Origin of the sequence: Rhizobium sp. NZLR1b, assembly GCF_019685155.1 — a bacterium.
Taxonomy (GTDB): domain Bacteria; phylum Pseudomonadota; class Alphaproteobacteria; order Rhizobiales; family Rhizobiaceae; genus Rhizobium.
On record NZ_JABDWC010000001.1, the window covers coordinates 447,967 to 472,961 of the forward strand.

The 24,995-nt window shown below is 62.1% G+C and carries 24 protein-coding genes; 13 read left to right on the forward strand and 11 right to left on the reverse strand.

Annotated elements, in window-relative coordinates; all coding sequences use genetic code 11:
- The 5 genes from HJB84_RS02020 to HJB84_RS02040 are packed head-to-tail and all read right to left on the reverse strand — an operon-like array spanning position 1 to position 6,996.
- On the reverse strand, positions 1–1,194 hold the full coding sequence (locus tag HJB84_RS02020; protein ID WP_221115128.1) for an FAD-binding oxidoreductase: 1,194 nt from the start codon (positions 1,192–1,194) through the stop codon (positions 1–3).
- Positions 1,195–1,203: 9 nt separating this feature from the next.
- Positions 1,204–2,016, reverse strand: coding sequence for an NAD(P)-dependent oxidoreductase (locus tag HJB84_RS02025; RefSeq protein WP_221115129.1), 813 nt, complete (start codon positions 2,014–2,016; stop codon positions 1,204–1,206).
- A 12-nt stretch (positions 2,017–2,028) separates the two neighbouring features.
- Positions 2,029–3,240, reverse strand: a complete 1,212-nt coding sequence (locus tag HJB84_RS02030; protein WP_221115130.1) for a pyridoxal phosphate-dependent aminotransferase — start codon at positions 3,238–3,240, stop codon at positions 2,029–2,031.
- Positions 3,237–4,904 carry a hydantoinase B/oxoprolinase family protein gene (locus HJB84_RS02035; RefSeq protein ID WP_221115131.1) on the reverse strand — a complete coding sequence of 556 codons (1,668 nt, stop codon included), beginning with the start codon at positions 4,902–4,904 and terminating at the stop codon, positions 3,237–3,239. Before HJB84_RS02035 ends, HJB84_RS02030 begins: the two co-directional genes overlap by 4 nt.
- 10 nt (positions 4,905–4,914) lie before the next feature.
- On the reverse strand, positions 4,915–6,996 hold the full coding sequence (locus HJB84_RS02040) for a hydantoinase/oxoprolinase family protein (RefSeq protein WP_221115132.1): 2,082 nt from the start codon (positions 6,994–6,996) through the stop codon (positions 4,915–4,917).
- A gap of 307 nt (positions 6,997–7,303) precedes the next feature.
- Here HJB84_RS02040 and HJB84_RS02045 point away from each other — a divergent pair, with 307 nt between their 5' ends.
- From HJB84_RS02045 to HJB84_RS02080, 8 genes are all read left to right on the forward strand, one after another.
- Positions 7,304–8,419, forward strand: a complete 1,116-nt coding sequence (locus tag HJB84_RS02045) for an ABC transporter substrate-binding protein (protein WP_221115133.1) — start codon at positions 7,304–7,306, stop codon at positions 8,417–8,419.
- Between the two features lie 78 nt (positions 8,420–8,497).
- On the forward strand, positions 8,498–9,415 hold the full coding sequence (locus HJB84_RS02050; RefSeq protein WP_221115134.1) for an ABC transporter permease subunit: 918 nt from the start codon (positions 8,498–8,500) through the stop codon (positions 9,413–9,415).
- Between the two features lie 16 nt (positions 9,416–9,431).
- The gene (gene livM, locus HJB84_RS02055; RefSeq protein WP_221115135.1) at positions 9,432–10,742 is read left to right on the forward strand and encodes a high-affinity branched-chain amino acid ABC transporter permease LivM; all 1,311 of its coding nucleotides are present in this window, start codon (positions 9,432–9,434) and stop codon (positions 10,740–10,742) included.
- On the forward strand, positions 10,739–11,557 hold the full coding sequence (locus tag HJB84_RS02060; RefSeq protein ID WP_221115136.1) for an ABC transporter ATP-binding protein: 819 nt from the start codon (positions 10,739–10,741) through the stop codon (positions 11,555–11,557). Before livM ends, HJB84_RS02060 begins: the two co-directional genes overlap by 4 nt.
- Positions 11,554–12,288 carry an ABC transporter ATP-binding protein gene (locus HJB84_RS02065; protein ID WP_221115137.1) on the forward strand — a complete coding sequence of 245 codons (735 nt, stop codon included), beginning with the start codon at positions 11,554–11,556 and terminating at the stop codon, positions 12,286–12,288. Before HJB84_RS02060 ends, HJB84_RS02065 begins: the two co-directional genes overlap by 4 nt.
- Before the next feature lie 12 nt (positions 12,289–12,300).
- Positions 12,301–13,731, forward strand: coding sequence for an aldehyde dehydrogenase family protein (locus HJB84_RS02070; RefSeq protein WP_221115138.1), 1,431 nt, complete (start codon positions 12,301–12,303; stop codon positions 13,729–13,731).
- A gap of 9 nt (positions 13,732–13,740) precedes the next feature.
- Complete coding sequence (locus HJB84_RS02075) at positions 13,741–14,490, forward strand: electron transfer flavoprotein subunit beta/FixA family protein (protein WP_221115139.1); 750 nt, start codon at positions 13,741–13,743, stop codon at positions 14,488–14,490.
- A 23-nt stretch (positions 14,491–14,513) separates the two neighbouring features.
- A complete protein-coding gene (locus HJB84_RS02080; protein ID WP_221115140.1) occupies positions 14,514–15,443 on the forward strand; it encodes an electron transfer flavoprotein subunit alpha/FixB family protein in 930 nt (309 codons plus the stop codon).
- A gap of 41 nt (positions 15,444–15,484) precedes the next feature.
- On the opposite strand, the gene HJB84_RS02085 is transcribed toward HJB84_RS02080, so the two are convergent.
- The 3 genes from HJB84_RS02085 to HJB84_RS02095 are packed head-to-tail and all read right to left on the reverse strand — an operon-like array spanning position 15,485 to position 17,895.
- The gene (locus HJB84_RS02085; RefSeq protein WP_221115141.1) at positions 15,485–15,763 is read right to left on the reverse strand and encodes a DUF6522 family protein; all 279 of its coding nucleotides are present in this window, start codon (positions 15,761–15,763) and stop codon (positions 15,485–15,487) included.
- A 41-nt stretch (positions 15,764–15,804) separates the two neighbouring features.
- On the reverse strand, positions 15,805–16,935 hold the full coding sequence (locus HJB84_RS02090) for an HPP family protein (RefSeq protein ID WP_221115142.1): 1,131 nt from the start codon (positions 16,933–16,935) through the stop codon (positions 15,805–15,807).
- A 24-nt stretch (positions 16,936–16,959) separates the two neighbouring features.
- Positions 16,960–17,895, reverse strand: coding sequence for a LysR family transcriptional regulator (locus HJB84_RS02095; protein WP_221115143.1), 936 nt, complete (start codon positions 17,893–17,895; stop codon positions 16,960–16,962).
- A 335-nt stretch (positions 17,896–18,230) separates the two neighbouring features.
- On the opposite strand from HJB84_RS02095, the gene HJB84_RS02100 reads away from it, so the two are divergent.
- Both HJB84_RS02100 and HJB84_RS02105 read left to right on the forward strand, forming a co-directional pair.
- Positions 18,231–18,542, forward strand: a complete 312-nt coding sequence (locus HJB84_RS02100; RefSeq protein ID WP_207584644.1) for a hypothetical protein — start codon at positions 18,231–18,233, stop codon at positions 18,540–18,542.
- Between the two features lie 292 nt (positions 18,543–18,834).
- Positions 18,835–19,878 (forward strand): tartrate dehydrogenase, encoded by a 1,044-nt coding sequence (locus HJB84_RS02105; RefSeq protein ID WP_207584643.1) that lies wholly within the window; start codon positions 18,835–18,837, stop codon positions 19,876–19,878.
- 63 nt (positions 19,879–19,941) lie between these two features.
- Here HJB84_RS02105 and HJB84_RS02110 read toward each other — a convergent pair whose 3' ends face one another.
- The 3 genes from HJB84_RS02110 to HJB84_RS02120 are packed head-to-tail and all read right to left on the reverse strand — an operon-like array spanning position 19,942 to position 21,862.
- Positions 19,942–20,610 carry an aldolase gene (locus tag HJB84_RS02110; RefSeq protein ID WP_221115144.1) on the reverse strand — a complete coding sequence of 223 codons (669 nt, stop codon included), beginning with the start codon at positions 20,608–20,610 and terminating at the stop codon, positions 19,942–19,944.
- Positions 20,611–20,625: 15 nt separating this feature from the next.
- Positions 20,626–21,624, reverse strand: coding sequence for a LacI family DNA-binding transcriptional regulator (locus HJB84_RS02115; protein WP_221115145.1), 999 nt, complete (start codon positions 21,622–21,624; stop codon positions 20,626–20,628).
- A gap of 13 nt (positions 21,625–21,637) precedes the next feature.
- On the reverse strand, positions 21,638–21,862 hold the full coding sequence (locus tag HJB84_RS02120) for a hypothetical protein (protein ID WP_207584640.1): 225 nt from the start codon (positions 21,860–21,862) through the stop codon (positions 21,638–21,640).
- 106 nt (positions 21,863–21,968) lie between these two features.
- Here HJB84_RS02120 and ltnD point away from each other — a divergent pair, with 106 nt between their 5' ends.
- Genes ltnD through otnK form a run of 3 tightly spaced genes read left to right on the forward strand, consistent with a single transcriptional unit; the run spans position 21,969 to position 24,987 of the window.
- Entirely contained in the window at positions 21,969–22,913 is a 945-nt protein-coding gene (ltnD, locus tag HJB84_RS02125; RefSeq protein ID WP_221115146.1) for an L-threonate dehydrogenase, read from the forward strand.
- A 13-nt stretch (positions 22,914–22,926) separates the two neighbouring features.
- On the forward strand, positions 22,927–23,703 hold the full coding sequence (gene otnI, locus HJB84_RS02130) for a 2-oxo-tetronate isomerase (protein WP_221115147.1): 777 nt from the start codon (positions 22,927–22,929) through the stop codon (positions 23,701–23,703).
- Between the two features lie 3 nt (positions 23,704–23,706).
- Positions 23,707–24,987: a 3-oxo-tetronate kinase gene (gene otnK, locus HJB84_RS02135; RefSeq protein WP_207584637.1), complete on the forward strand. Its 1,281-nt coding sequence runs from the start codon at positions 23,707–23,709 to the stop codon at positions 24,985–24,987.
- Positions 24,988–24,995: the final 8 nt, after the last annotated feature.

Here is a 24,995-nt window from a genome sequence, read left to right on the forward strand (position 1 = left end):
TTAAATAACGGCGTCTTCGAGGAAGGGCCGGTTTGCCGTCACCCGCTCGTAGCCGAATGGCGAAAGGTCGAGGGTCTTGAAGCCGCCATAGGCAATCAGTTCCGAGAGACCCCGTCCCATTGCGGGCGACTGCTGCAGGCCGTGGCCCGAAAAGCCGTTTGCGAAGAGGAAATTGCTGACCTCCGTATGCGGTCCGAGGACGACATTGTGATCGAGCGTGCAATAGTCGTAATGGCCGGCCCAGGAATTGACGACCTTGATCGCCTCGAAGGTCGGAACCCGGTTCGCCATGATCGGCCAGATTTCCTCATCGAATTCATCGTGCATGACATCGAAATCGTTGGGGTCCACCTCGGGGTCATGCTTCGGATAGGTGCCCATCAGATAGAACTTGCCCTCCGGCCGGAAGAAGACGCCCGTCGGGTCGATCGTCAGGCCGACCTTGCCTTCCAAGGGCGTGCGGCAATCGACGACGAACAGCGAGCGCCGGCGCGGCTCGACGGGAACGTCGAGCCCGGCCATGCGGGCGACCTTCTTGCCATTGGTGCCCGATGTATTGACCATGGTGCCGCAGGCAATCGTCTGGCCGCTCCGCGTCGATACGGAAACGACGCGGTCTCCCTCTCTGTTGACGGCGACGACGTCGTCTTCGATGTATTCGACGCCGAGCGCGCGCGCCTTTTTACGAAAGCCCTGCAGCAGACCGACGCTGTCGAACCAGCCCTCGCCGCGCTCGCCGGTGCTGCCGAGCGTCAATCCTTCGAGATTGAGCCAGGGAAACCGTCGGCCGAGGCCATCGGGATCGAGCAGCGTCACATCAGCCCCGCAGGAGACCTGGGTCTCGTGATTGCGCCGGAGAACCTGATCGCCGCGGTCATCCTCAGCGAGGAACAGATAACCGGCCTCGTGAAAGCCGATCTCGGGCGTGTCGTCGTCGACGGCGACGTTTTCCTTGAAGTTGCGGATGAACTCCGTCCCGAACTGCGAGACTTTGACATTGATCGCATTCGAGAACTGGTGACGGATGGAGCTGGAAGACAGCGCGGTGGCCGACCGCTGATAGGTCCAGTCCTTCTCGATCACCAGGACCGATCCGTTAAAATCGGGATTGGTCGCCAGAAAATACGCCGTCGAGCTGCCGACCACGGCGCCGCCGACGATCACCACGTCATAGGACGATTTGGAAGCTGGCATCGGCACGTCTCACTTTTTCTCGTCTTCATAATGGCCGGCGGCAGCAAAGCTGCCGCCCTGGAAGCGCACTGCCGGATCGTTGGGATCGCCCTGCTTCGTCTTGCCCAAGACCTTGTCGGCGTAATCGTCGGCGCGGTCTTCCGGCTTGTATCCAAGCGATGCCGCCGTGCGGTTGTCCCAGAAGGCCCGGCTGTTGTTGGACATGCCGTAGGCAACCATGAAGCCGACGCGTTCGGCCGACAGGCTCTTTTCGACGAGCTGGCGGCAATCTCGATAGGAAAGCCAGGTGATGAGATGGCGCCGGTCCGTCGGCTCCGGGAAGGACGAGCCGATGCGCAGGCTGACGGTCTCGATCCCGAACTTGTCGAAATAGTAACGGCCGAGGTTCTCGACGAAGGTCTTCGACACGCCGTACAAGCTGTCGGGCCGTGTCGGCGCGTTGCCGTCGATCGTCTCGGTGCGCTCGTAAAAACCGATGGCATGAACGGAGCTGGCATAGACGATGCGCTTGACGCCGTGCTGCCGGGCCGCCTCATAGATGTTGTAGCTGCCGACGATGTTGGCGTTGAGGATGGTGTTCCAGGAAGATTCAAGTCCCTGGCCGCCCATGTGAATGATGGCGTCGCAGCCCTCCACGGCTTTCGAAACGGCGTCGAAGTCGGAAAGATCGGCCGGAAAATCCTCCTCGTGCGGCTCGAGGTTCTCGCAGGGCCTGCGTGCGGACAGCCTGAGGATCTTTCCAAGCCTTGTTCCGGATTTGCGCAGCTGGGTTCCGAGAGCCCCGGCCGCGCCGGTCAGAAGCGTGCGCTGATAATCGGTCATCGAATTTTCCCTTTAGCGAAGTTTGGCCAGTGCATCGGCGGTGCGCTCGATGGCAATGGCAAGATTGTCGCGCGATGTCGCGAAGGAGAGGCGAATATAGGGTTCGACACCGAAAGCCGCACCGGGAACGGTTGCGACCTTGCCTTCCCTGAGGAGATAGGAGGCCAATTCGGTATCGTTGGAAATCCTGGCGCCGTCGGGCGTCGTCTTGCCGATATAGTGGGCGCATTTGGGAAAGAGGTAGAAGGCCCCTTCCGGCGCCCGCACGTCAAGACCGGGTATCGCGCTGAAGCCCTTTGCGACGAGTTCGCCGCGCACCTTGTATTCGGCAACCGCCGTCGTGACGAAGTCCTGGGGACCGTTGAGCGCTGCGGCGGCCGCAAACTGGGTGATGGAGGACGGGCAAGTCGTGCTCTGGGACTGGAGCTTGTTCAGAGCCCTGGTCAGTTCCCGCGGGCCTGCCGCATAGCCGAGGCGCCATCCTGTCATGGCATAGGCCTTGGAGACGCCGTTGATGATGAGCGTGCGGTCCTTCAGCTCCGGGCAAGCGACGACGAACGACGTGAAGGGCACGTCGCCGCAGACGATATGTTCGTAGATCTCGTCCGACATGATCGCCACGTGGGGGTGGCGCGCCAGCACCGCACCAAGCGCCTTCAGTTCGTCCGCCGAATAGATCGCCCCCGTCGGATTGGACGGAGAGTTGAACAGGAACCAACGCGTCTTCGGCGTGATGGCTGCTTCCAGCCGCTCGGCGGTGATCTTGAAGGCATCCTCGACACCGCAAGGCACGGTCTTCGGAACGCCGCCGTGCAGGATGACGATGTCGGTGTAGGAGACCCAGTAAGGCGCCGGCACGACCACCTCGTCGCCGGGCTCCAGCGTTGCGAGGAAGGCATTGAAGAGGATCTGCTTGGCGCCGTTGCCGATGGATATCTCATCCATGGCGTAGTCAAGGCCGTTCTCGCGCTTGAATTTGGCGACGATCGCTTCGCGCAGTTCCACCAGGCCATCCGGCGCGGTATAACGGGTGAGCCCCCTGCGCATGGCCTCGATCGCAGCCTGGACGATATGATCCGGCGTGTCGAAATCGGGCTCGCCGAGCGACAGGTCGACGACATGCTCTCCCTTGGCCCGCATCGCCTTGGCGGCGACCGATACCGCCATCGACGGTGAGGATTTGATCGTCGCGACACGCGTGCTTTCGAATGCAATCATATTCATGCCTTGCCTCCCTGGGTCCGGCTCGCGCCGTAGGCTTCAGCCTGTTCTTCGGTAATGTATCCATGCCTCAGATCGTGTTCGATCGCATCGGCCGGGCGATTTGCCGGATCGCCGTAACCGCCGCCGCCCGGAAGCGACAGGACAAGGCGGCGGCCTTCCGGCACGAATTGCAGCCCCTTGCCCTTGAGGATCGTACCGTCGTCGAGAGCGACTGCGCCGGCCGTGCCGTTCAGTCCGCCTTCGCGGCCGCGCGCGGGGTGGTCAAGCCTGTCGAACATGGCGGAGAAGCGGAAGCTGAAGCCTTCGGCCGCTTCGATCTCGATCATCTGGCCGAGACCGCCGCGCTGCGCGCCGGCACCCCCGGAACCCTCGCGCAATTCCTTGCGCCAGATGATGACGGGGCCGACATTCTCCGTCGCCTCGATCGGCATCGTGTGCACACCGCTTGGAAAGGCGGTGGCGTTCAGGCCGTCGAGAGCAGCGCGTGCGCCGGAACCACCGGAATTGAACATCAGGATTTCCGCGCCTTTACCGCCGATCTGGTCGGAGACAGGACGCACACTCATATGCAGGTTCCAGAGCGCGCTGGCGCCCTCCGCCGGGACCTGGCCCGGAAGCGCCTGATGCAGCGCGCCGAGCACGAGATCCGGCACGAAATGGCCGAGAACGTGGCGGACGGCAACCGGCGCCGGCCGCTTGGCATTGAGGATGCAGCCTTCCGGCGCCACCACTTCGAAGGGCGCGAGCGAAGCCGCGTTGTTTGGAATTTCCGGCGCCACGACGCATTTGATGCCGTAGCAGGCATAGGCCTTGGCATAGACGAGCGGCACGTTGATGCCGAATTTGCTCATGCCCGAAGTGCCGTCGAAATCGACGACGATCCCTTCGGGACCGATGCTCAACCTGGCTGCGAGATGCACCGGCTCGTCATAGCCGTCGAGATCGAGGCTATAGTTCCAGGAGCCGTGCGGAAGGTTCCTCAACCGCTCCAGCGTTGCCTCGCGGCTGTGCTTGAGGATGAAGCCGCCGATCGTCGACAAATCAGGAAGATTGAATTCCGTCAGCATGTCGACGAGCCGGCGATGACCCGTTTCGTTGCAGGCGGCGAGCGCATAGAAGTCGCCGACAACCTTATCGTTTTCGCGAACATTGTTTCGCACTATATGGATCAGCGTGCGGTTCAGCTCGCCGCGCTCGAAGAACTTCATGATGGGTATGAAGATGCCCTCTTCATAGACTTCGCGGGCATCCGGGCCGAAACCGCGGCCGCCGACATCGACGACATGCGCGGTCGAGGCAAAATAACCGACCAGCTTGCCGTGATGGAAGGAGGGCGTGACGACCGTGATGTCGTGCAGGTGGCCCGTCCCCTTCCACGGATCGTTGGTGATGTAGACGTCGCCTTCAAAGACGTTGTCCGGCCCGATGTCGGCAATGAAATGCGCGACCGATTCCGCCATGGCGTTGACGTGGCCGGGCGTGCCGGTCACCGCCTGCGCCAGCATGCGGCCTTCCAGGTCGAAGACACCGGCCGACAGATCGCCCGCCTCACGCACCGAGGTGGAGAAGGCCGTGCGGATCAGGGTCTGCGCCTGCTCCTCGACGACGGAGATCAGCCGGTTCCACATGACCTGCATATGGATATCGATCATGGATTGGTTCATGTGATTATCCTCAGATCCGGGTTACGAAAAGGCAGCCGTCGTGCTGGACGATGGCCTTGAAGGAGGCAGTGAGAACCGTCGAGGTCTCGCGCTCGACGATGACGGCGGGGCCGTTGACCACGTCGCCGGGCTTCAGCGTGGTGCGCTCGTGAATGCCGGCTTCGAGATAGGACCCTTGCGAAGCCTCGAACAGGCGGCGGGTCTTGCTTGGTCGCACGATATCGCCTTCGGCGACGGACGGGATGCGCTCGACCGGCGGGAGCGGCGAGCTCGCCTTTACCGACCAGCTGACGATCTCGATAGCGAGACCCTCGATGGCGCGACCGAAGAAGCGCTCATATTCCCTTTCGAACAAGGCGGCGATCGTCTCAGCGCTCGCGGCGTCGAAATTGTCGTCGGTAAACGGCACCGGAATATCCCAGCCCTGCCCGGCATAGCGCATGAACAGCGTGCGTTCGATCACCGGGGAGCCTGCGTCGAGCCCGCCTTCGACGAAGCCGAGCGCTTCGGCCTTCATGGCTTGCAGGAGCCGGTTGGCCTCGGAATATTCGAAATTCGACAGGTTGAAGACGGCGCTGCGAACGGACTCATAGCCGAACGGCGCCTTGAGGAAGCCGATCGCCGAACCGACGCCGGCACCCGGCGGAACGAGGAAGGTCGAGATGCCCATCTTCTCGCAGAGGCGCGCGGCATGCAGCGGCCCCGCGCCACCGAAGGTGATCATGGTGAAATCGGAAATGTTCTTGCCGTTCTCGACGGTGTGAACGCGACCGGCATTGGCCATGTTTTCGTCGACCATTTCGCATGTGCCGTAAGCGGAAGCTTCCGGGTCGAGGCCGATGACCGAGCCGATATCGTCGCTCATCGCCTGGCGGCTCGCCTCGAGCGAAAGCGGGATCGCGCCGCCGGCGAAATTGGCGGGATCGAGCTTGCCGAGGATGAGGTCCGCATCGGTGACGGTGGGGTTCTTGCCGCCGCGCTGATAACAGGCCGGGCCCGGCTCGGAGGCAGCCGAATGCGGCCCGACGCGGATCTGACGCATTGCGTCGATCGAAGCGATCGAACCGCCGCCGGCGCCGATTTCGACCATCTCGACGACAGGGATCGAAATCGGCATGCCGGATCCCTTGCGGAAGCGATAGGTGCGCGCCACCTCGAAAGTCTTGGCCGTCTTCGGCACCTGGTTTTCGATCAGGCAGATCTTGGCGGTCGTGCCGCCCATATCGAAGGAAAGAACCGTATCGAGACCGTATTGACGGGCAATGTCGGCCGCAAAGATCGCGCCGCCCGCCGGACCGGATTCGACCAGGCGGACCGGAAATTCCGAGGCGCTCTCGACGGAGACGATGCCACCGCCGGAGTGGATCATGAAGACCGGGCAGCCGACCCCGATATCCTTCAGCGATACGACGAGACGGTCGAGATAGGATTTGATCGCCGGCTTGACATAGGCATTGGCGCAGACCGTGTTGAAGCGCTCGAATTCGCGCATCTGCGGAGAAACCTCCGACGAGATCGAAACGGAAACGTCAGGAAGGCGCTTCAGGATCGCGTCGCGAACGGCGACTTCATGCGCGCCGTTGGCATAAGCATGGATGAAGCCGATCGCCACGCTTTCATAGCCGCCCGCCGCGATCTTCTCGACGACGGCAGCGACCGAAGCCTCGTCCAGATCAAGCAGAATCTTGCCCGCCGCATCGATACGCTCACGGATGACGAAGCGGTCGGCGCGCCCGATGAGAGCCGGCGGCAGGGTAATATTGAGATCATACTGCTCGAAACGGTTCTCGGTACGCATCTCCAGCACGTCGCGAAAACCTTCCGTCGTCACGAAGGCGGTCTTGGCACCGCGCCGCTCGATGAGCGCGTTGGTGGCAAGCGTCGTGCCATGGATGAGGATGCCGATCTCTGAAAGAGCGATACCCGCCATCTCGGCGACGGCCTTCACGCCCATCAGGATCGCCCGTTCCGGCGCCGTATAATCCGTCAGGATTTTCGTCGAGTGAAGCGCCCCATCGAGGTCGAGAGCGATATCCGTAAAGGTGCCGCCGATATCGACGCCTACCCGGCAGTTTCGTGGCGTGCTCGTCACCGTCTTGTTCCCCGCTTTTCCAACGTTCGAGGCCGCGTTCGCGCAGCCATGCGTCCTGCCATTCTTCACTGTTGCAAGCGATGCCGCAACATTTCCGCTTGACGATCTTCGTATATGTCACTTATCATATAAGTGTCAATTAAGAAAAGGAACAAAACTCGCGAAACCTGCGTTCTCAACGTTTGCATAAAACACAAATTACATAACAAAAATAAGATCTTCGCCTAAATGACGAAGCATGAATGCGGGCTGAACCGCGTCTAGAACGACTAAAAATCGAATGGCTTCAACCAGAGGGAAAAGCACAATGAAATCCATCTCGAAATTTCTCAGCGCCACCGCCATCGCCTCCGCCTTGCTGTTTTCCAATGCTTTGGCCGCCGACACGGTCAAGATCGGCGTCGCCGGCCCGTTTACCGGCGCCAATGCGACCTTTGGCGAGCAGGTGTTCAGCGGCGTCTCCGCCTATGTCAGCGACGTCAATGCGTCGGGCGGCATCAACGGCAAGAAGATTGAACTGGTGAAGGGTGACGACGCCTGCGAACCGAAGCAGGCCGTTGCCGTCGCCAATCGTTTCGTCGATCAGGACAAGGTCCAGGCCGTGATCGGGCATTTCTGCTCGTCCAACACGATCCCCGCTTCCGAAATCTACAATGATGCCGGCATCCTCGAAATGACGCCGTCCTCGACCAATCCGGCCGTGACCGATCGCGGTTTCGACAATTTGTTCCGCGGCTGCGGCCGTGACGACCAGCAGGCGGTCGTCGCCGGCAGCTTCATCCTGGATACGCTGAAGCGGGACAAGATCGCCCTCATCCACGACAAGGACACCTATGGCCAGGGCCTGGTGGACGCCGTCAAGAAGACGATCGAGGCACGCGGCGTAAAGCCGGTGATGTATGAAGGCCTGACACGCGGCGAACGCGACTTCAACGCGCTCGTCACCAAGATCAAGAGCTCCGGCGCCAACGCCGTTTATTTCGGCGGCCTCATTCCCGAAGGCGGTCCGCTGATCCGCCAGTTGAAGGAGCAGGGTGTCGACGTGGTCGTCGTCAGCGGCGACGCCTTCGCCCAGGCGGAACTCGTCGCAGCCGCCGGCGGCGCTCAGAATCTCAAGAACGTCTATTATTCGGCGACGCCGGACCCGCTGGCCGATCCCTCCACACAGGGCGTCCAGGATGCGCTGAAGAAAGCCAACATCACGCCGGCCAACTATGTGCTCTATGGCTACGCCAACGCGCAGGCCGTCGTTGCCGCACTGAAGGCCGGCGACGAGCTGAAGGCCCAGGCCGACTATCTCCGCAGCAACACGGTCGATTCCGCCATCGGCAAGATCACCTGGGACGCAAAAGGCGACATCAAGGACTTCAAGTTCGTCTTCTACAACTTCGACGACAAGGGAACCCCTGTCCTGGTGAAGTAAGGTAATTTCGCCGGGGCCGGCCGGACCTCGAGGTTCGGCCGGCTTACCCATCCCCGAAAAACATAAGAGGGGTTCACCATGGACTTTTACATCCTGGTTCAACAATTGTTCAATGGCATTACGCTCGGGACGATCTACGGCCTGATCGCGGTCGGATACACCATGGTCTATGGCGTCATCCGGATGATCAACTTCGCCCATGGCGACGTCTATATGGTATCGGCTTACATCGCCGCCATCACGCTTGCCGTCCTTGGTTATTTCGGCGTTCAGTCGGTTCCTTTCGCCTTGATTTCCGTGCTGGTGATCAGTTGCGCGATCACGGCCGTCTATGGCTGGGTGATCGAGCGCGTGGCCTATCGGCCGCTTCGCGGCTCGACCAAGCTTGCACCGCTGATATCGGCTATCGGCATCTCGCTGATGCTGCAGAGCTATGTCCAGATCGCCCAGGGCGCGCGCGACCAGGGTGTGCCGACGCTGATCCAGGGCGCGTTTCGCATCGGCGGCGATGTCCATTTCGCGCAGATTACCTATATGCAGACGGTGATCCTGTTCGCGTCGCTGATCGCCATGGGCGTGCTCACCTATGTGATCAACTACACCCGGATCGGCCGCGAATGCCGCGCCACCCAGCAGAATATCCGGATTTCGGCAATACTGGGGGTCAACACCGACCGGATCATTTCGACAGTGTTCGTCATGGGCGCCGCCACGGCCGCAGTCGGCGGAACGCTCGTTACCTTCAACTACGGTTCCTTCAACTTTTTCATCGGCTTCGTCATGGGTATCAAGGCCTTCACCGCCGCGGTTCTCGGCGGGATCGGCTCACTGCCCGGCGCCGTGCTCGGCGGCATCGTCCTTGGCCTGACCGAGGCTCTGTTCGCCGGCTATGTCAGCACCGACTACAAGGACGTCTTCGCCTTCGCATTGCTCATCACCCTCCTGTTTTTCCGACCGTACGGCCTGCTTGGCCGGCCGGAAATCCAGAAAGTCTGAGAGAGGAGCAAGATCCATGGAATCCAACCGCCTTCGCGCGCTTTTCAAGGAAGCGCTCCTCACCTTTACGGTTTCCCTCATCCTGTTCGGACCCATCTCGGGACTGGTGCTCGACGGATTTTCGTTCACGAACGAACTGATGCGCGCGGTGTTGCTGGCGGCCGTCGTCACGGCAGGCCGATCGGCACTCTCGATTTTCCAGATGAGCCGCCTCGGCCAAAAACTCACCCGGCGCATGGCAGGCAACGGCGCCGGCGTCACCGTCATGACCGGCAGGGAAAGGTCGCCGGCGCTGGTCCTTGCCCTGCTGTTTCTCGCCGGGTTGAGCCTGCCGTTTTTTGCCGACAAATACTTCCTGGGGATTGCAATCCTCGCCCTGATATATTGCCTGCTCGGCCTGGGGCTCAATATCGTCGTCGGGCTTGCGGGGCTGCTCGATCTTGGCTACGTCGCCTTCTACGCCGTCGGCGCCTATCTCTTGGCGCTCGGATCGCAATATCTCGGCATCGGGTTCTGGGGCGCTCTCATCCTTGCGCCTTTTCTCGCCGGTCTCTTCGGCATGATCCTCGCCTTTCCCGTTCTCAAGATGCATGGCGATTATCTTGCCATCGTCACGCTGGGATTCGGCGAAATCATTCGTCTCGTGCTGAACAACTGGCTGGAATTCACCGGCGGACCCAACGGCGCTCCGGTTCCCGCGCCCACCCTCTTCGGCCTCGAATTCACCCGCACGGCCAAACAGGGCGGCGTTCCCATTCATGAATATCTGGGCATCCCCTACAATGCGGACTACCGGTTCTGGTTCCTCTACTTGGTGTTGTTTCTCGTCGTCTGCTTCGTCATCTATGCCGTGGAGCGCCTGCGCGTCATCCCTCTCGGCCGCATGTGGGAAGCGCTTCGAGAAGACGAGATCGCCTGCCGTTCGCTCGGCGTCAATCACGTCTTCACAAAGCTGACGGCCTTCATGCTCGGCGCCTCTACCGGGGGCCTCGCCGGCGTCTTCTTCGCCGCGCAACAGGGCTTCGTGAACCCGACCTCCTTCACCTTCTTCGAATCCGCCCTCATCCTGGCGATCGTCGTGCTTGGCGGCCTCGGATCGACGGCGGGCGTCATTTCGGCAGCGCTCGTTCTCACCATTCTTCCGGAACTTCTGCGTGAGTTCGCCGAATACCGCGTTCTGGTCTTCGGCGTGCTGATGGTGGTGATGATGATCTGGAAACCCCGCGGCCTGGTCCGCATCCGGCGCCCGGCATTCTTTCCGAGTTCGATGAAAGAAGGCATCGGCACCGAACTGTCCTTTGAGGGCAAGGCGGAGGCGGGACGATGAACAGCCCCATCCTCGAAGTGCAGAATGTGACGATGCGTTTCGGCGGCATCGTCGCCAACCGCGACGTCAGCTTCTCGGTCGAACGCGGCGCGGTGACCGCCCTGATCGGCCCCAACGGCGCCGGCAAGACGACGATGTTCAACTGCATCACCGGATTCTATCGCTCCAGCGAAGGCCGCATCATGCTGAACGGGCGCGATGGTCCGACTGACATCGGCGAACTGGTGACGAAACCGATCACCGGCGGCTCGCACCTCGTCACCCGCGCCGGGATCGCCAGGACGTTCCAGAACATCCGCCTTTTCAAGGAGATGTCGGTCATCGAGAACCTTCTGATCGCCCAGCACCTGGCCACCCGCAACAACATCCTCAGCGGCGTTTTCCGGACCCGGGCGTTCCGCAGGGCCGAGGGAGAGGCCATCGACCGGGCCTACCACTGGCTCGGACAAATGAAGCTTGCCGACGACGCCAACCGCCTGGCCGGCGAACTGCCTTATGGCCGGCAGCGCCGCGTCGAGATCGCCCGCGCCATGTGCACGGGCCCGAGCCTCATCTGCCTCGACGAACCGGCTGCGGGCCTAAACCCTTCCGAAACGCTGGATCTGGCCGAGGTCATCCAGCGGCTCTGTGCCGATCACGATCAGACGGTTCTCGTCATCGAGCACGACATGGGTCTCGTCATGCGCATTTCGAACCACATCGTCGTGCTCGATCATGGCGAGGTGATCTCCGACGGCACGCCGCAGCACGTCGCCAACGATCCGGCCGTCGTCGCCGCCTACCTCGGTGTCAGCGAAGAAGAGGTGCAAGCATGAGCCAGTCGTCCGACACGCAGGTACCGCTTCTCGAATTTGCCGGCGTTCACGCCCATTACGGCCCGGTAGAAGCGCTGAAGGCGGTCAACGTTCATATCTCAGCCGGCGAGATCGTCAGCCTGATCGGCGCAAACGGGGCCGGCAAGACCACGCTGCTGTCTTCCATCTTCGGCGCGCCGCGCGCCTCATCCGGCAAAATCCTGCATCGTGGCGAAGACATCTCCCATATGCCGACCAGCAAAATTTCCCGGCGCGGCATCGCGCTCGTTCCTGAGGGACGGCAGATCTATCAGGAGATGTCCGTCGAAGAGAATATGATGATGGGCACGACGCCGATCGGCATGGCCCATTTCGAAGAAGACCGGGACACCATGTTCGAGCTCTTCCCGCGCCTCAAAGAGCGTCGAAATCAGACCGCCGGCACCATGTCTGGCGGCGAACAGCAGATGCTCGCCATCGCCCGCGCCATGATGGCGCGGCCCGAGCTGATCCTGTTCGACGAACCGTCGCTCGGCCTGGCGCCGCTGATCGTCAAGCGCGTTTTCGAGGTTTTGAGGGAGATCGCGGCGATGGGCAAGACGATATTTCTGGTCGAGCAGAACGCCAATCATGCGCTGAAGCTTTCGCAGCGGGCCTACGTCATGGTCAACGGCCGCATCCACCTCTCCGGCGACAGCGCCGCCCTCCTCGACAACCAAGACGTCCGCAAGGCCTATCTCGGACTGCACTGAATGGGGACTTCCATGTTGCACAAAAACCTGATTGCCGGGGAATGGGTTGCCGGCGATACTTCGGTGAACATAAACCCGTCCGATACTAACGAGGTCGTCGGCGAATTTTCCCGCGCCAGCGCTGATGACGTCCGTACCGCTATCACAGCCGCGAAGTCGGCTTTACCGGCTTGGTCCCAATTGCCGATCCTGGTGCGCCACGCCATCTTGAAGAAGGCGGGCGACGAGATATTGGCGCGCAAGGAGGAACTCGGACGCCTGTTGGCGCGTGAGGAAGGCAAGACCTTGCCCGAAGCGATCGGCGAAGTCACCCGCGCCGGTCAGATCTTCGATTTCTTTGCAGGCGAGGTTCTTCGGCTGTCAGGCGAAACGCTGCCATCGGTGCGCCCCGGCATCGGCATCGATATTACCCGCGAACCGGTGGGCGTCGTGGGCGTGATCACCCCGTGGAACTTTCCGATCGCGATCCCCGCCTGGAAGATCGCGCCGGCACTTGCCTATGGCAATACGGTCGTCCTGAAACCCGCCGATCTCGTACCGGGCTCAGCCTGGTCCCTCATCGAGATCCTTCATCGGGCGGGCGCGCCGGCCGGCGTCGTCAATCTCGTCATGGGACGCGGCAGCGTGGTCGGCCAGACAATGCTCGACAGCCCCGATATCAACGCCCTGACCTTCACCGGGTCGACGGCGACAGGAAAACGCGTCGCGCTCGCGTCGATAGAGCATAATCGCAAGTTCCAGCTGGAGATGGGCGGCAAGAACCCCTTCGTAGTCCTTGACGATGCCGATCTCGAGGTCGCCGTCGAGGCGGCCGCCAATTCGTCCTTCTTCTCCACCGGCCAGCGTTGCACCGCATCCTCGCGGCTGATCGTGACCGAAGGCATTCACGACCCCTTCGTGGCGGCACTCTCCAGACGTCTCGAGAGGCTTGTCGTCGACGACGCTCTGAAGAGCGGCACGCATATCGGCCCCGTCGTCGACGAAAGCCAGTTGCGGCAGGACACCGGCTATATCGATATCGGCCGGCAGGAAGGCGCAAGGCTTGCCTTCGGCGGCAACAGGCTGGAACGGGCGACACCCGGCTTCTATCTTGAACCGGCGCTCTTCACCGAAGCGACGAACCAGATGCGGATCGCGCGAGAAGAGATCTTCGGCCCGGTCGCTGCCGTCATCCGGGTGAAAGATTATGACGAGGCGCTCGCCGTCGCCAATGATACCAGCTTCGGCCTATCCTCCGGGATTGCCACCACAAGCCTGAAGCATGCGACGCATTTCAAGCGCAACGCCGAAGCCGGCATGGTCATGGTCAATTTGCCGACGGCCGGCGTCGATTTCCATGTGCCGTTCGGCGGCCGCAAGGGCTCGTCCTTCGGTCCCCGCGAACAGGGCCGATATGCCGCGGAATTCTATACCTCGGTCAAAACCGCCTACACGCTTGCTTAGGGAAAACCGATGAAGATTCTCGTGCCCGTCAAACGCGTCGTCGACTACAACGTGAAGATCCGGGTGAAGCCGGATGGTTCGGGTGTCGAGCTAACCAATGTGAAGATGTCGATGAACCCGTTCGACGAGATCTCGGTGGAAGAGGCGCTGCGGCTGAAGGAAGCCGGCAAGGCCGAGGAAGTGGTGGTGGTATCGATCGGTCCTGCCAAGGCCGAGGAGACGCTGCGGACCGCACTCGCCATGGGCGCCGACCGGGCGATCCTGGTCGAGACCGACGATCAGGTCGAGCCGCTCACTGTCGCCAAGATCCTCAAGGGCGTGGCGGATGCCGAGCAGCCCGGCCTCGTCATCGTCGGCAAGCAGGCGATCGACGACGATTCGAACCAGACCGGCCAGATGCTGGCGGCTCTGCTGGGGCTGGCGCAGGCGACCTTCGCCTCGAAGATCGAGATCGGTGACGGCAAGGCTCAGGTCACCCGCGAAGTCGATGGCGGCCTGCAGACGATCTCGATCAAGCTGCCGGCGGTCATCACCTCGGACCTCAGGCTGAACGAACCGCGTTATGCCTCGCTGCCGAATATCATGAAGGCGAAGAAGAAGCCGCTCGACAAGAAGGTCCCGGCCGATTTCGGCGTCGACACGACGCCGCGGCTGAAGGTGCTGAAGACCGAGGAGCCGTCGGGCCGCAAGGCCGGCGTCAAGGTCAAGTCGGTCGCCGAGCTTGTGGACAAGCTGAAGAACGAAGCCGGCGTGCTTTAAGGCAGGAAAGAGAGAACACCATCATGACCATTCTTCTTCTGGCTGACCACGACAATGTCAGCCTCTCCGACCAGACCGCCAAGGCGCTGACGGCGGCGGCAAAAATCGGCGCCGATATCCATATCCTCGTTGCCGGCAAGGGCGCCAGGGCTGCGGCCGATGCCGCTGCCAAACTCTCCGGCGTCTCCAAGGTGCTGCTGGCCGAAAGCGACGCACTCGCCAACAATCTGGCCGAACCGCTGGCCGACCTGATCGTCTCGCTCGCCGGCTCTTATGACACGATCATCTCGGCCGCCACCTCGGTCGGCAAGAACGTGCTGCCGCGGGTGGCTGCCCTGCTCGATGTCGCCCAGGTCTCGGAGATCATCGAAGTCATTTCCGCCGATACCTTCAAGCGGCCGATCTATGCCGGCAATGCCATCCAGACGGTGCAGGCAAGCGATGCCAGACGAGTGATCACCGTGCGCACCGCTTCCTTCGCGTCTGCCACCGAAGGCGGCTCCGCCAGCGTCGAGGCGATCCCGGCGGTTGCCGATCCGGGCCTGTCGACCTTCGTCAAGGACGCGCTGTCGGCCTCCGACCGCCCGGAACTGACCTCTGCGAAGATCATCCTCTCCGGCGGCCGGGCGCTCGGCTCTGCCGAGAAGTTCAGGGAAGTCATCCTGCCGCTTGCCGACAAGCTCGGTGCTGCCGTCGGCGCCTCCCGGGCCGCCGTCGATGCCGGTTATGCGCCGAACGACTGGCAGGTCGGCCAGACCGGCAAGGTGGTGGCGCCTGATCTCTATATCGCCGCCGGCATTTCCGGGGCCATTCAGCATCTGGCCGGCATGAAGGATTCGAAGGTGATCGTCGCCATCAACAAGGACGAGGAGGCGCCGATCTTCCAGGTCGCCGACTACGGCCTCGTCGCCGATCTGTTCGAAGCCCTGCCTAAATTGCAAAAGGCGCTCTGAGCAGAGCGGCGGCATCAGGGCAGTTCCTCATGACGATGAGGTCAGCCTGGGTTTCGCCCGGATGGTTTTCCCCGAAGCACGACCATCTGCTCGTGCTGCACCTCATTCGCATCATTCAGTACCGCGCGCCAAAGCCTGTTGCCGAGCCGTAGCGACACCCGCTTGGTGCCCTCGTGTTCAGCGGTGCCGATTTCCACGGTGCTGACGAGGGAGCCACGCCGCATGTGACGGCGGAGATCGGCCAGCGACAGTCCGAACCGTTCCGCGAGTTCGGATGAGTCCAGGATATAATCCCCATTCGCGTCGCGCTCGATCAACACCGTTTCATTCTCCCCTCTGCTTGACACTCTACGACCACCGCTCAGGCCACGGCCGGGATCGGGACGCTGTCCTTCGGTAGCAGCCGCGCCACTGCGCTCAGGAGATCGGTCTGCGATATCAGCCCGAGGATCCGGTGGTCGTCATCGACAATGATGACGGCATGCGTGCGCCCGTCCGTCAGAATGGGCAGCAGCGACAGGGCCGGATCCGAAGGCCTTGCCACCGCCGGTTTTGAAATTGCGCCTGCGATCGTATCGATGCTGGTCGACAATTCCCGCAAGCCGACGCTGCCGATCAGACGGCCCTCCGGGTCCTTCACCGGCAGCGTCCGGATATTGTGCTTCAAAAGCAGGTGCCGCGCGGCATCCGGTTCTGCAGCTTCGCCGACGGCAATCACGTCGCGCGACATGATATCGGCGCAGTTGATCTTGCCGTTTGAGCGGACCGCCGCCTGCAGCTCGACCTGCAGCAGCAGCCGGCCGAGATCGGCACGGTCGATGTCGAAGGTTTCGTCGAGCGCCGCAAGAGCGGCATCGACATCCTCTTCACGAAAACCCACTCGCACGGCAGACGGCAGGTCGATCGTGCGATGAGTGTTCTCCGCCGGTTTGGGAACGACATGCGGATAGTTCCGCCTGGAAAGCTTGTGAAACAACAGGCCGAGGCCGACGAGAATGCAGGAGTTCAAAGCGACCGGCACGAAGGGAAAGAGGAATCCCCAGCCGGCGACGACGGGACCGCCGAGCACGGCGGTCAGTGCCGCGGCTCCTCCCGGCGGGTGAAGGCATCGCGTGAAAGACATGGCGCCGATGGCAAGCGACACCCCGACGCCGGTCGCGATGATCGGATCGTGGATGAAATAGGCGGCGATGATTCCCATCAGGGCGGAAATCGTATTGCCGCCGATGATCGACCACGGCTGCGCAAGCGGGCTTGCAGGCACCGCGAAAAGCAGCACTGCCGATGCTCCCATCGGCGCCACGATCAGGGGAAGATGCGGCCCCTGCCCGAACAAATAGCCGCTGATGACGCCGGTGAGGCCGATAGCCAGCAAAGCGCCGACGCATCCGATCAACCGCTCGCGTAAAGTCGCGCCAGCCAAAATCGGTGAAAACAGACGGAAGCGGTGGAAGCGGCTCGGTCCCACCTTCGGGGAAACGGGATACTGCATGACAAGACCAATTTTGAGCGAGGATTATCCGGCGGTTTGAAGGGAGAGCCAAGGGCTGTTTGTGGCAAGCCTGATATCTCTGCCTTTTGTCGCGTTGAGGACTTCGTGAAATGCGTTGAATGCGCTGGGGCGATCGTTCTTGCGGTAGACCAGCAGCGTCTCAACGAGCCCCAGTTGATGGGTCTGGACGGACGTCGGCCAGGGCATGAGGTCGAGAACGGATCTCGGCATGACGCCGGCGGTATTGCCGGTCGCGACGCTCGCCAGAATCGCATGGTAGGAGCCATGCTCGCTCGTCGGCAGGGCGCTCGATTTGCGCGCCCAGTTTTCGGCGATCCTGCGATAGGTGCAGCCGGGTTCCAAAGCGGCAATCGACCCGACGCGAAGGTCGGCAGCGGATTTGATCGCGGGATGCCCGGACGGCAGCACGATCAACAGGTCTTCGACAAAGACCGGCTCCATCTCCAGCCCCTTGAGCTCGGCCTCGAAACCCACGTCTTCCCCGCGCATCGTCTTCGGCGGGCAGGCAATCAGCGCACAGTCCAGCGCATCGGTCACGACGGCGCGGGCGAGATCGCGGGATGCGCCCATCGTCAGATGAAGCGACACATCAGGCCACATCCGGTTGAATTGCGTCAGCGCCGCCGGCAGCCTGCTTGCCGCCGTGCTCTCCATGGTGCCGACGCGCAATGCTCCCGACGGGGCGAGAGGCCGCACGGCCTGGCGCGCTTCAAGCGCAAGCGCCGTCAGCCGGTTGGCGTAGGCCAGGAACGTCTCGCCCTCTCGGGTCAACGTCATTTTCTTGCCGTCACGGCTGAACAGGGAAACGCCGAGATCCCCCTCCAACTGCTGGATGCGCGTCGTCACATTCGACGGCACCCGCCCGACGGCCTTGGCAGCCTTGGTAATGCTGCGGTCGCTGGCGACAGCGAGGAATATCTCGATCGACGACAGGTCCAATGAAAGATCTCTGTTCCAGAATTAAGGAGAAGGATAATTCTCTATATAAAAATCATTGTCCCAGCTCAAGCCGGTTTCGGCATCGGACGAAAAAGCGAGCCGGAAATCCGGATGGCCTGTTTTGAGGGCTCATCGTCCACGCTCCAATCCCCAACGCGATCGCCACTGAATGTCACGCCATCCGCGAACCGACCAAGCAGGCGAATGCCGAAAAAAGGATCGCTACGCCGCGGAAATAGCCATTAAGCAGCGGCACTGCCCTGCCGTACGGCGATTGCGGCTGGCATGGCGCTTGCATCTGCAAGTCCATCTGCAGATCGATCGGCGACGACCCCATGTTGCACCTTGTCTTGACCTGTCTTCTTTTGAGCGTCGCTTCAGGCTTGAGCATGCGGCGTTTCCTTCTACCATATTTCCCAGGCGGCGATCTCGCCGAGAAAGCTGCCCCTGTGACAATCGTCGCAAGTGCCGTCTTTCTGGCGACAATCGCTTTCACTGTCTCCGATCAGGATCTTTGGGCAAAATTTGTCATCGTGATGCTCGGCCTTTTATTGGCGGCCATGTTCGACGATGCAAGGCCCAAGCTGACGATTGCCCTCTCCGCCGTCAGTTTGGCGACCTATCTCGGGCTGCGTTCGATTATCTGAGCCGCCCGGCCTCAACGGGGACACTGCAGCCTTATTGGCGGTATCGTGCGCTCGGAAACTTTTCCGCCTGGACCGGAACAGGCCGCTCGATACAATTCACTGGCGAGGCCGGCGCAAACACAACAATCGACCAAATCTCGGTCACTTTCGGCAAATAAAGCCTGAGCCTCCCTCTAAAGTCATTGCCGAGCGACCGCGATACGCCGTCTGGGATCGGCAAGGTCCCGGCCTCGAAGCCCAGTTCGCCAACAGCAAGAGCAAGCGTGTGCTCATCAGCCTATGAGGACCTGCGATGAAGACCTACAAGATCGCCCTTCTGCCCGGAGATGGCATTGGCCACGACGTGACGGAAGCAACCTGGGCCGTACTCGAAAAGGCAGCTCAATCGAACGGATTTTCTCTTGATGCAACCAGCTATCCCTGGTCCTGCGACTACTATCTGGCGAACGGCAGCATGATGCCCGGCAATGGCATCGAAACGCTGAGATCCTTCGATGCCATCCTGCTCGGGGCGGTCGGATGGCCTCGCAAAGTGCCGGATTCCGTTTCATTGCATGGGCTTCTGCTGCCGATCCGCAAGGCTTTCGTGCAATATGCCAATATCCGCCCACACCGGCTGCTGCCGGGTGTGCAGGGACCGTTGCGGTCGGAGAACTTCGACATCCTCTGCATTCGCGAAAATACCGAAGGCGAATATTCCGGCGCCGGTGGCCGTGTTCATCAGGGGACCGACAGCGAGGTGGCAGTGGAGACCTCGATCTTCACCCGCAAAGGGGTCGAGCGCATCCTGAGGTTCGGTTTCGAACAAGCCCGTGCGCGCCGCGGCAAGCTTGCCTCGGTGACAAAGTCCAACGCGCAGAAATATTCGATGGTTTTCTGGGACGAGATCACCCACAGGCTTTCCGCTGAATATCCCGATGTCGAGGTGACCAGCTACCATATCGACGCCATGGCCGCCCGCATGGTCATGGCGCCGGAAAGCCTCGATGTGGTCGTCGCGTCCAACTTGTTCGGCGATATCCTGACCGACCTTGGCGCCGCCATCCAGGGCGGGCTCGGCTTCGCGGCCTCCGCCAACATCAATCCCGATCGCTCGGCGCCGTCGATGTTCGAACCGGTGCACGGCTCGGCGCCGGATATCGCCCATCTCGGCAACGCCAATCCGATTGCCGCCATCTGGTCGGGCGCAATGATGCTGGAGCATCTGGGAGAAACGGCTGCTGCCGGAGAGGTAATGGCCGCAATCGAGGCGACGACGGCACGCGGCATCGGCGCAATTCCCGGCAAGGACAAGACGGACGCGATCACGGCATCGGTGCTGTCTGCGCTCGATTAGAGCAGAGTACCGACAAGGGTGAGCGGTTTTCGCGCCCTAAACTCAGAATCTTGTTCTAGCCGTTCAATGGTCGTCGTGATCGTGATGCGAAGGAAGGTCGAGGCCAAACGTGTCGACCAAATCGGTCACCTGCCCGGGGCTGAGGTAACGGGGATTGAGATTGCGCAACAGCAGATAGAGCTTCGCCGTTTCCTCCAGTTCCTCGGTCGCAAAGACCGCCGCCTCCAGACTGTCACCGGCAACGACAGGTCCGTGGTTGGCCAGAAGCACCGACGAATACTTGCCCGCCAGTCCGCGGATGGCGTCGGCCACCGCTGGATCGCCGGGACGGTAATACGGCACCAGAGCGGTTTCACCGGCGCGCATGAGATAATATGGCGTCATCGGCGGCAGGGCGGCGCGCGGATCGATCTCCGGCAGCATGGTCAGCGCCACCGCGTGGGTGGAGTGAAGATGGACGATGGCGCGGGCGCTGCCGCGTGTATCGTAGAGAGCAGTGTGCAGCGGAATTTCCTTGGTCGGCTTGTCGCCGGACAAGAGCCGGCATTCGGCGTCGAGCCTGGAGATCCGTGCCGGATCGAGAAAACCGAGCGAGGCGTTGGTCGGCGTGACCAGCCAGCCACCGTCATCGAGCCGCAACGATATGTTGCCCGACGAACCGGGCGTCAGCCCGCGCTCGAACAGCGAGCGGCCGTATCGGCAAATTTCTTCACGCTGGCGCGCGTCGGACATGACACTTCCTCCATATTACGCGGTTGCGCCTTCGATCAGTTCAAAACCGAGATCGACGGCCTGGGACGGCGCGTTGGCGACGACCAGTTGTGCGGCTATCTCTCCCGTCGCCACGCGCGGTGTTCGGATGGTCGATAAGGGCTGCGGTATCGCCCGGCCGATATCGAGGCCGTTATAGCCGAAAATGGCGAGCTTCGAGGGGATAGCGATCCCCTCAGCCAGACAGTGAAAATAGCCGCCCAGCGCCATATCGTCGTTGGAGAAATAAACCGCATCGAGATCGGTCGTCCGACCAAGCAGCCGCTCCAACCCCAGTCTGCCGTTTTCCACAGACGAAGCGCCGGCGAGAATTTCGCGCGCGACGAGGGGCGCGCCAGAGGCCTCGAGCGTTTCGCAAAAGCTTGAAAACCGCTTGCCGGCGCGGGTATCACGATTGAGGTCGTGACCGACATAGCCGATCCGGCGATAGCCCCGCTTAAGCAGGAAGGCAGCGCTCCCCCGCCCGGCCGCGCGGTTCGAGAAACCGACAGCGATATCGAGCGCATCTCCGTCCAGATCGAGCAGTTCCACGACCCGGCACCCGCTGGCGCGCAGCATCTTCACTGTCCCGTCGGTATGCTCGTATCCGGCCAGCATGACCGCCGCCGGCCGCCAGGCCAACATCGCGGCGACGAGCGCTTCCTCCTTGCCCGGATCATAGTCGGTGACGGAGAACACCGCCTGATAACGGTTTTCCTCCAGGACGGCGCTGGCGCCGCGCAGCACATCGGGGAAGACGATGTTGGACAGCGAGGGAATGACGAAGGCAACGAGACGCGAACCGGTGGAGGCCAGCGTCCCGGCGATCCGGTTCGGCACATAGCCCAACCGTTCGACAGCGGCCATCACCCGCTCCCGCGTCTTGCCGGAAAACGAGCCGTGATTGCGCAGCACACGCGACACCGTACTCTCGCCAACACCGGCCGCTTCCGCGACTTCGGCAAGCGTTACCGTCACCTGCTGTTTGAATTCCATGGTATGTCTGAACTCACGCTTTTGGGATGGCTGCTAGATGTCGGCCGGCAACCACCGCGCTGTCACCATTTTTCACTGCCCCTGCCAAGAAGCAAGGTTTTTTTGGCAGCGCTACCAATTTGGTGTTGGCAGCGCTGCCAAAATAGACTAATGCAAATGGCAGCGCTGCCACAAATGGCTTGGCGTGCTGCGGGAGGACCGACAGGAGACCGCGGCAACAATCGGAGGAGAAAATCATGGCTCTGCGTCCTTAGCGCGTCTTACAGACGCACGGCGCTCTAAAGCCTCTCCGGGATTGCACCCGGCGGGGCACAGACTTTCTCACAGGACTGGAGAACTTCCTGATGTCGCCATTTGCTGAAAACTCGGGGCCTGCCGTCGTCGCGGCCGTCATCGGCCTTGGTTCCATGGGGCTCGGAATGGCCCGGTCGATGAAGCGCGCGGGGCTCGATGTCGTTGGATATGACATCACGCAAGCGGCAGTGGACCGCTTCATCGCCGATGGCGGACGTGGCGCGACGACCCTAGCCGGCGCGGCGAAGGGCGCCAACATCGTCGTCTCCGTGGTCGTCAACGGCGCGCAGACCGAGGCCGTGTTGTTCGGCCCTGAAGGCGTCGCGAGGATGATGAAGCCCGGGGCCGTTTTCATCTCGTCGGCAACCATGGATCCTGCGGTCGCACGCGATCTGGCACAACGGGTCGAGGCTCTCGGCCTGCACTATCTCGACGCGCCGATTTCGGGCGGCGCGGCCAAGGCGGCGCTTGGCGAGCTGACGATCATGGCGTCGGGCTCCAGACAGGCCTTCGACACCGCCCGTCCGGGTCTCGACGCCATGGCCGGCAAGGTCTACGAACTCGGCGATGCGGCCGGAGCGGGCGCGGCCTTCAAGATGATCAACCAGCTTCTCGCTGGGGTACACATCGCAGCCGCCTGTGAAGCGATAACGTTTGCCGCCAAGCAAGGCCTCGACCTCGACAAGGTCTATGAGGTGATCACGGCCTCGGCCGGCAATTCGTGGATGTTCGAAAACCGCGTGCCGCATGTACTGGCCGGAGACTATACGCCGCTCAGCAGCATCGAGATTTTCGTCAAGGATCTTGGCATCGTCCAAGACATGGCCCGCTCCGAGCGTTATCCGGTGCCGCTCGCGGCAGCAGCCCTGCAAATGTATCTGGCCGCCGCCGGCGCCGGCATGGGCCGTGACGACGATTCCTCGCTCGCGCGGCTTTATGCCCAGCTTTCCGGCGCGGAATTGCCCGGTTCCACCAAAAACCCGCAGAGCCTGTAAAGGAACTCCAATCATGCCGGTTTTCGCCGCCAACCTGACGATGATGTTCAACGAATGGGCATTCCTCGATCGCTTCGACGCCGCAGCCGATGCCGGTTTCTCCGCCGTCGAATATCTCTTTCCCTACGACGCGGCGCCGGACGCAATCGCCGAACGGCTTGCCCGCAACAATCTGCAGCAGGCATTGTTCAACCTGCCGCCGGGCGACTGGGCAGCAGGCGAGCGCGGCATCGCGGCTCTTCCCGGACGGTTCGATGCGCTGAAGGCGGATGTCGAGCGGGCATTGGACTATGCGGCGGCGACCGGCGTCAAGCGGCTGCACCTGATGGCAGGCATCGCCGACCCTGGTGGCCAAGACGCCTCCTCCTCTTACCGGCGCTCCGTCACCTACGCTGCCGGACGGCTCGCGGAAAGAGGCATCGATCTCCTGCTCGAGCCGATCAACCGGCGAAACATGCCGGGATATTTCCTCAGCGACTTCGGCGCGGCGGAAAGCCTGATTGCCGAATGCGGTCTGCCGAACCTGAAACTCCAGTTCGACATCTATCATCGTCAAATCATCCACGGCGACGTCACGATGGCGTTGCGACGCCTGCTGCCGATCATCGGCCATATCCAGATTGCCAGCGTGCCGTCCCGCAACGAGCCGGACGGGGAGGAACTGAACTATCCCTATCTGTTCAGCGAAATTGACCGCCTGGGTTACGACGGTTTCATCGGCTGCGAATACGTCCCGCGCGGCCACACCCTGGACGGCCTCGGCTGGTTCAGACCTTTTGCACGGAGCTAGACGATGGCTATTTTGCTCGGATCAATCGCTGACGACTATACGGGCGCCTCCGACCTCGCCAACACGCTGACGAAGAACGGTCTGCGCACGGTACAGACGGTCGGCATTCCCGATCCGTCGCTCATGCTGCCGGATGTCGACGCCGTCGTCGTTTCCCTGAAGATCCGCTCGGTCCCGGCCTCGGACGCCGTGACGGCCGCGACCAGCGCCGAGCGATGGCTGCGCCGGCGCGGCGCGGGTCACGTGCTTTACAAGATCTGCTCGACCTTCGATTCCACCGATGCCGGCAATATCGGTCCGGTCACAGAGGCGTTGAACGATGCGGCCGGCGGCGGCGTCGTGCTGGTTACACCAGCTTTCCCGGAAACGGGACGCACCGTCTATCTTGGCCATCTCTTCGTCGGCGGACAGCCGTTGAACGAAAGTCCGCTCAAAGACCATCCCCTCAATCCGATGCACGATGCCAATCTCGTGCGGGTCCTCACCCGACAATCGCGTGGCGCTGTCGGGCTGATCGATCTGGCAGCCATTGCGGCCGGACGCGGCGCCATCAAGGCGAGGCTCGACGCCCTGCGCAATGCAGGCGTCACCGCCGCCATCGCCGATGCAATTTTCGAGCGGGATCTCGAAACGCTCGGCGAGATCGCACTCGAAACGCCGGTGTCCACCGGTGCGTCCGGCCTCGGTCTCGGCCTTGCCCGCGCGCTCGTCCGCTCCGGTCGGATATCGTCCGGCGGTGCAGCGCCGGCGGATGCCATTCGCCCCGTTGGCGGGTTTTCAGCGATCGTCGCCGGCAGTTGTTCCAAGGCAACGCTGCGCCAGCTCGACGTCGCCGAACGGTCGATGCCCGTCCTGCGGCTCGACCCGGAGCGGCTGCTTGCCGGCCCGGATGAGATCGCCGCGGCGATTTCCTGGGCGGGAGACCGCATCGCCGCCGGCCCCGTCGTGGTCGCCGCGAGCGCCGCACCCGAAACCGTGTCTCGGCTGCAATCACTTTATGGACGAGAGGCCTCCGGCCACGCGATCGAGACCGCCACATCGATCATCGCCGCCGAGCTGGTGGCAAGAGGCGTGCGGCGCCTCGTGGTCGCAGGCGGCGAAACCTCGGGGGCAGCCGTCGACAGGCTCGCCATTCCGGCATTTCTGATCGGACCGGAGATTGCGCCCGGCGTGCCGGTGCTGCGCACGGTCGGCAATACCCAGGGCGACATGCTTCTGGCGTTGAAGTCGGGAAACTTTGGAGGCGAGGATTTCTTTGCGGCAGCGCTGGCGATGATGCACTGAGGTGGGTC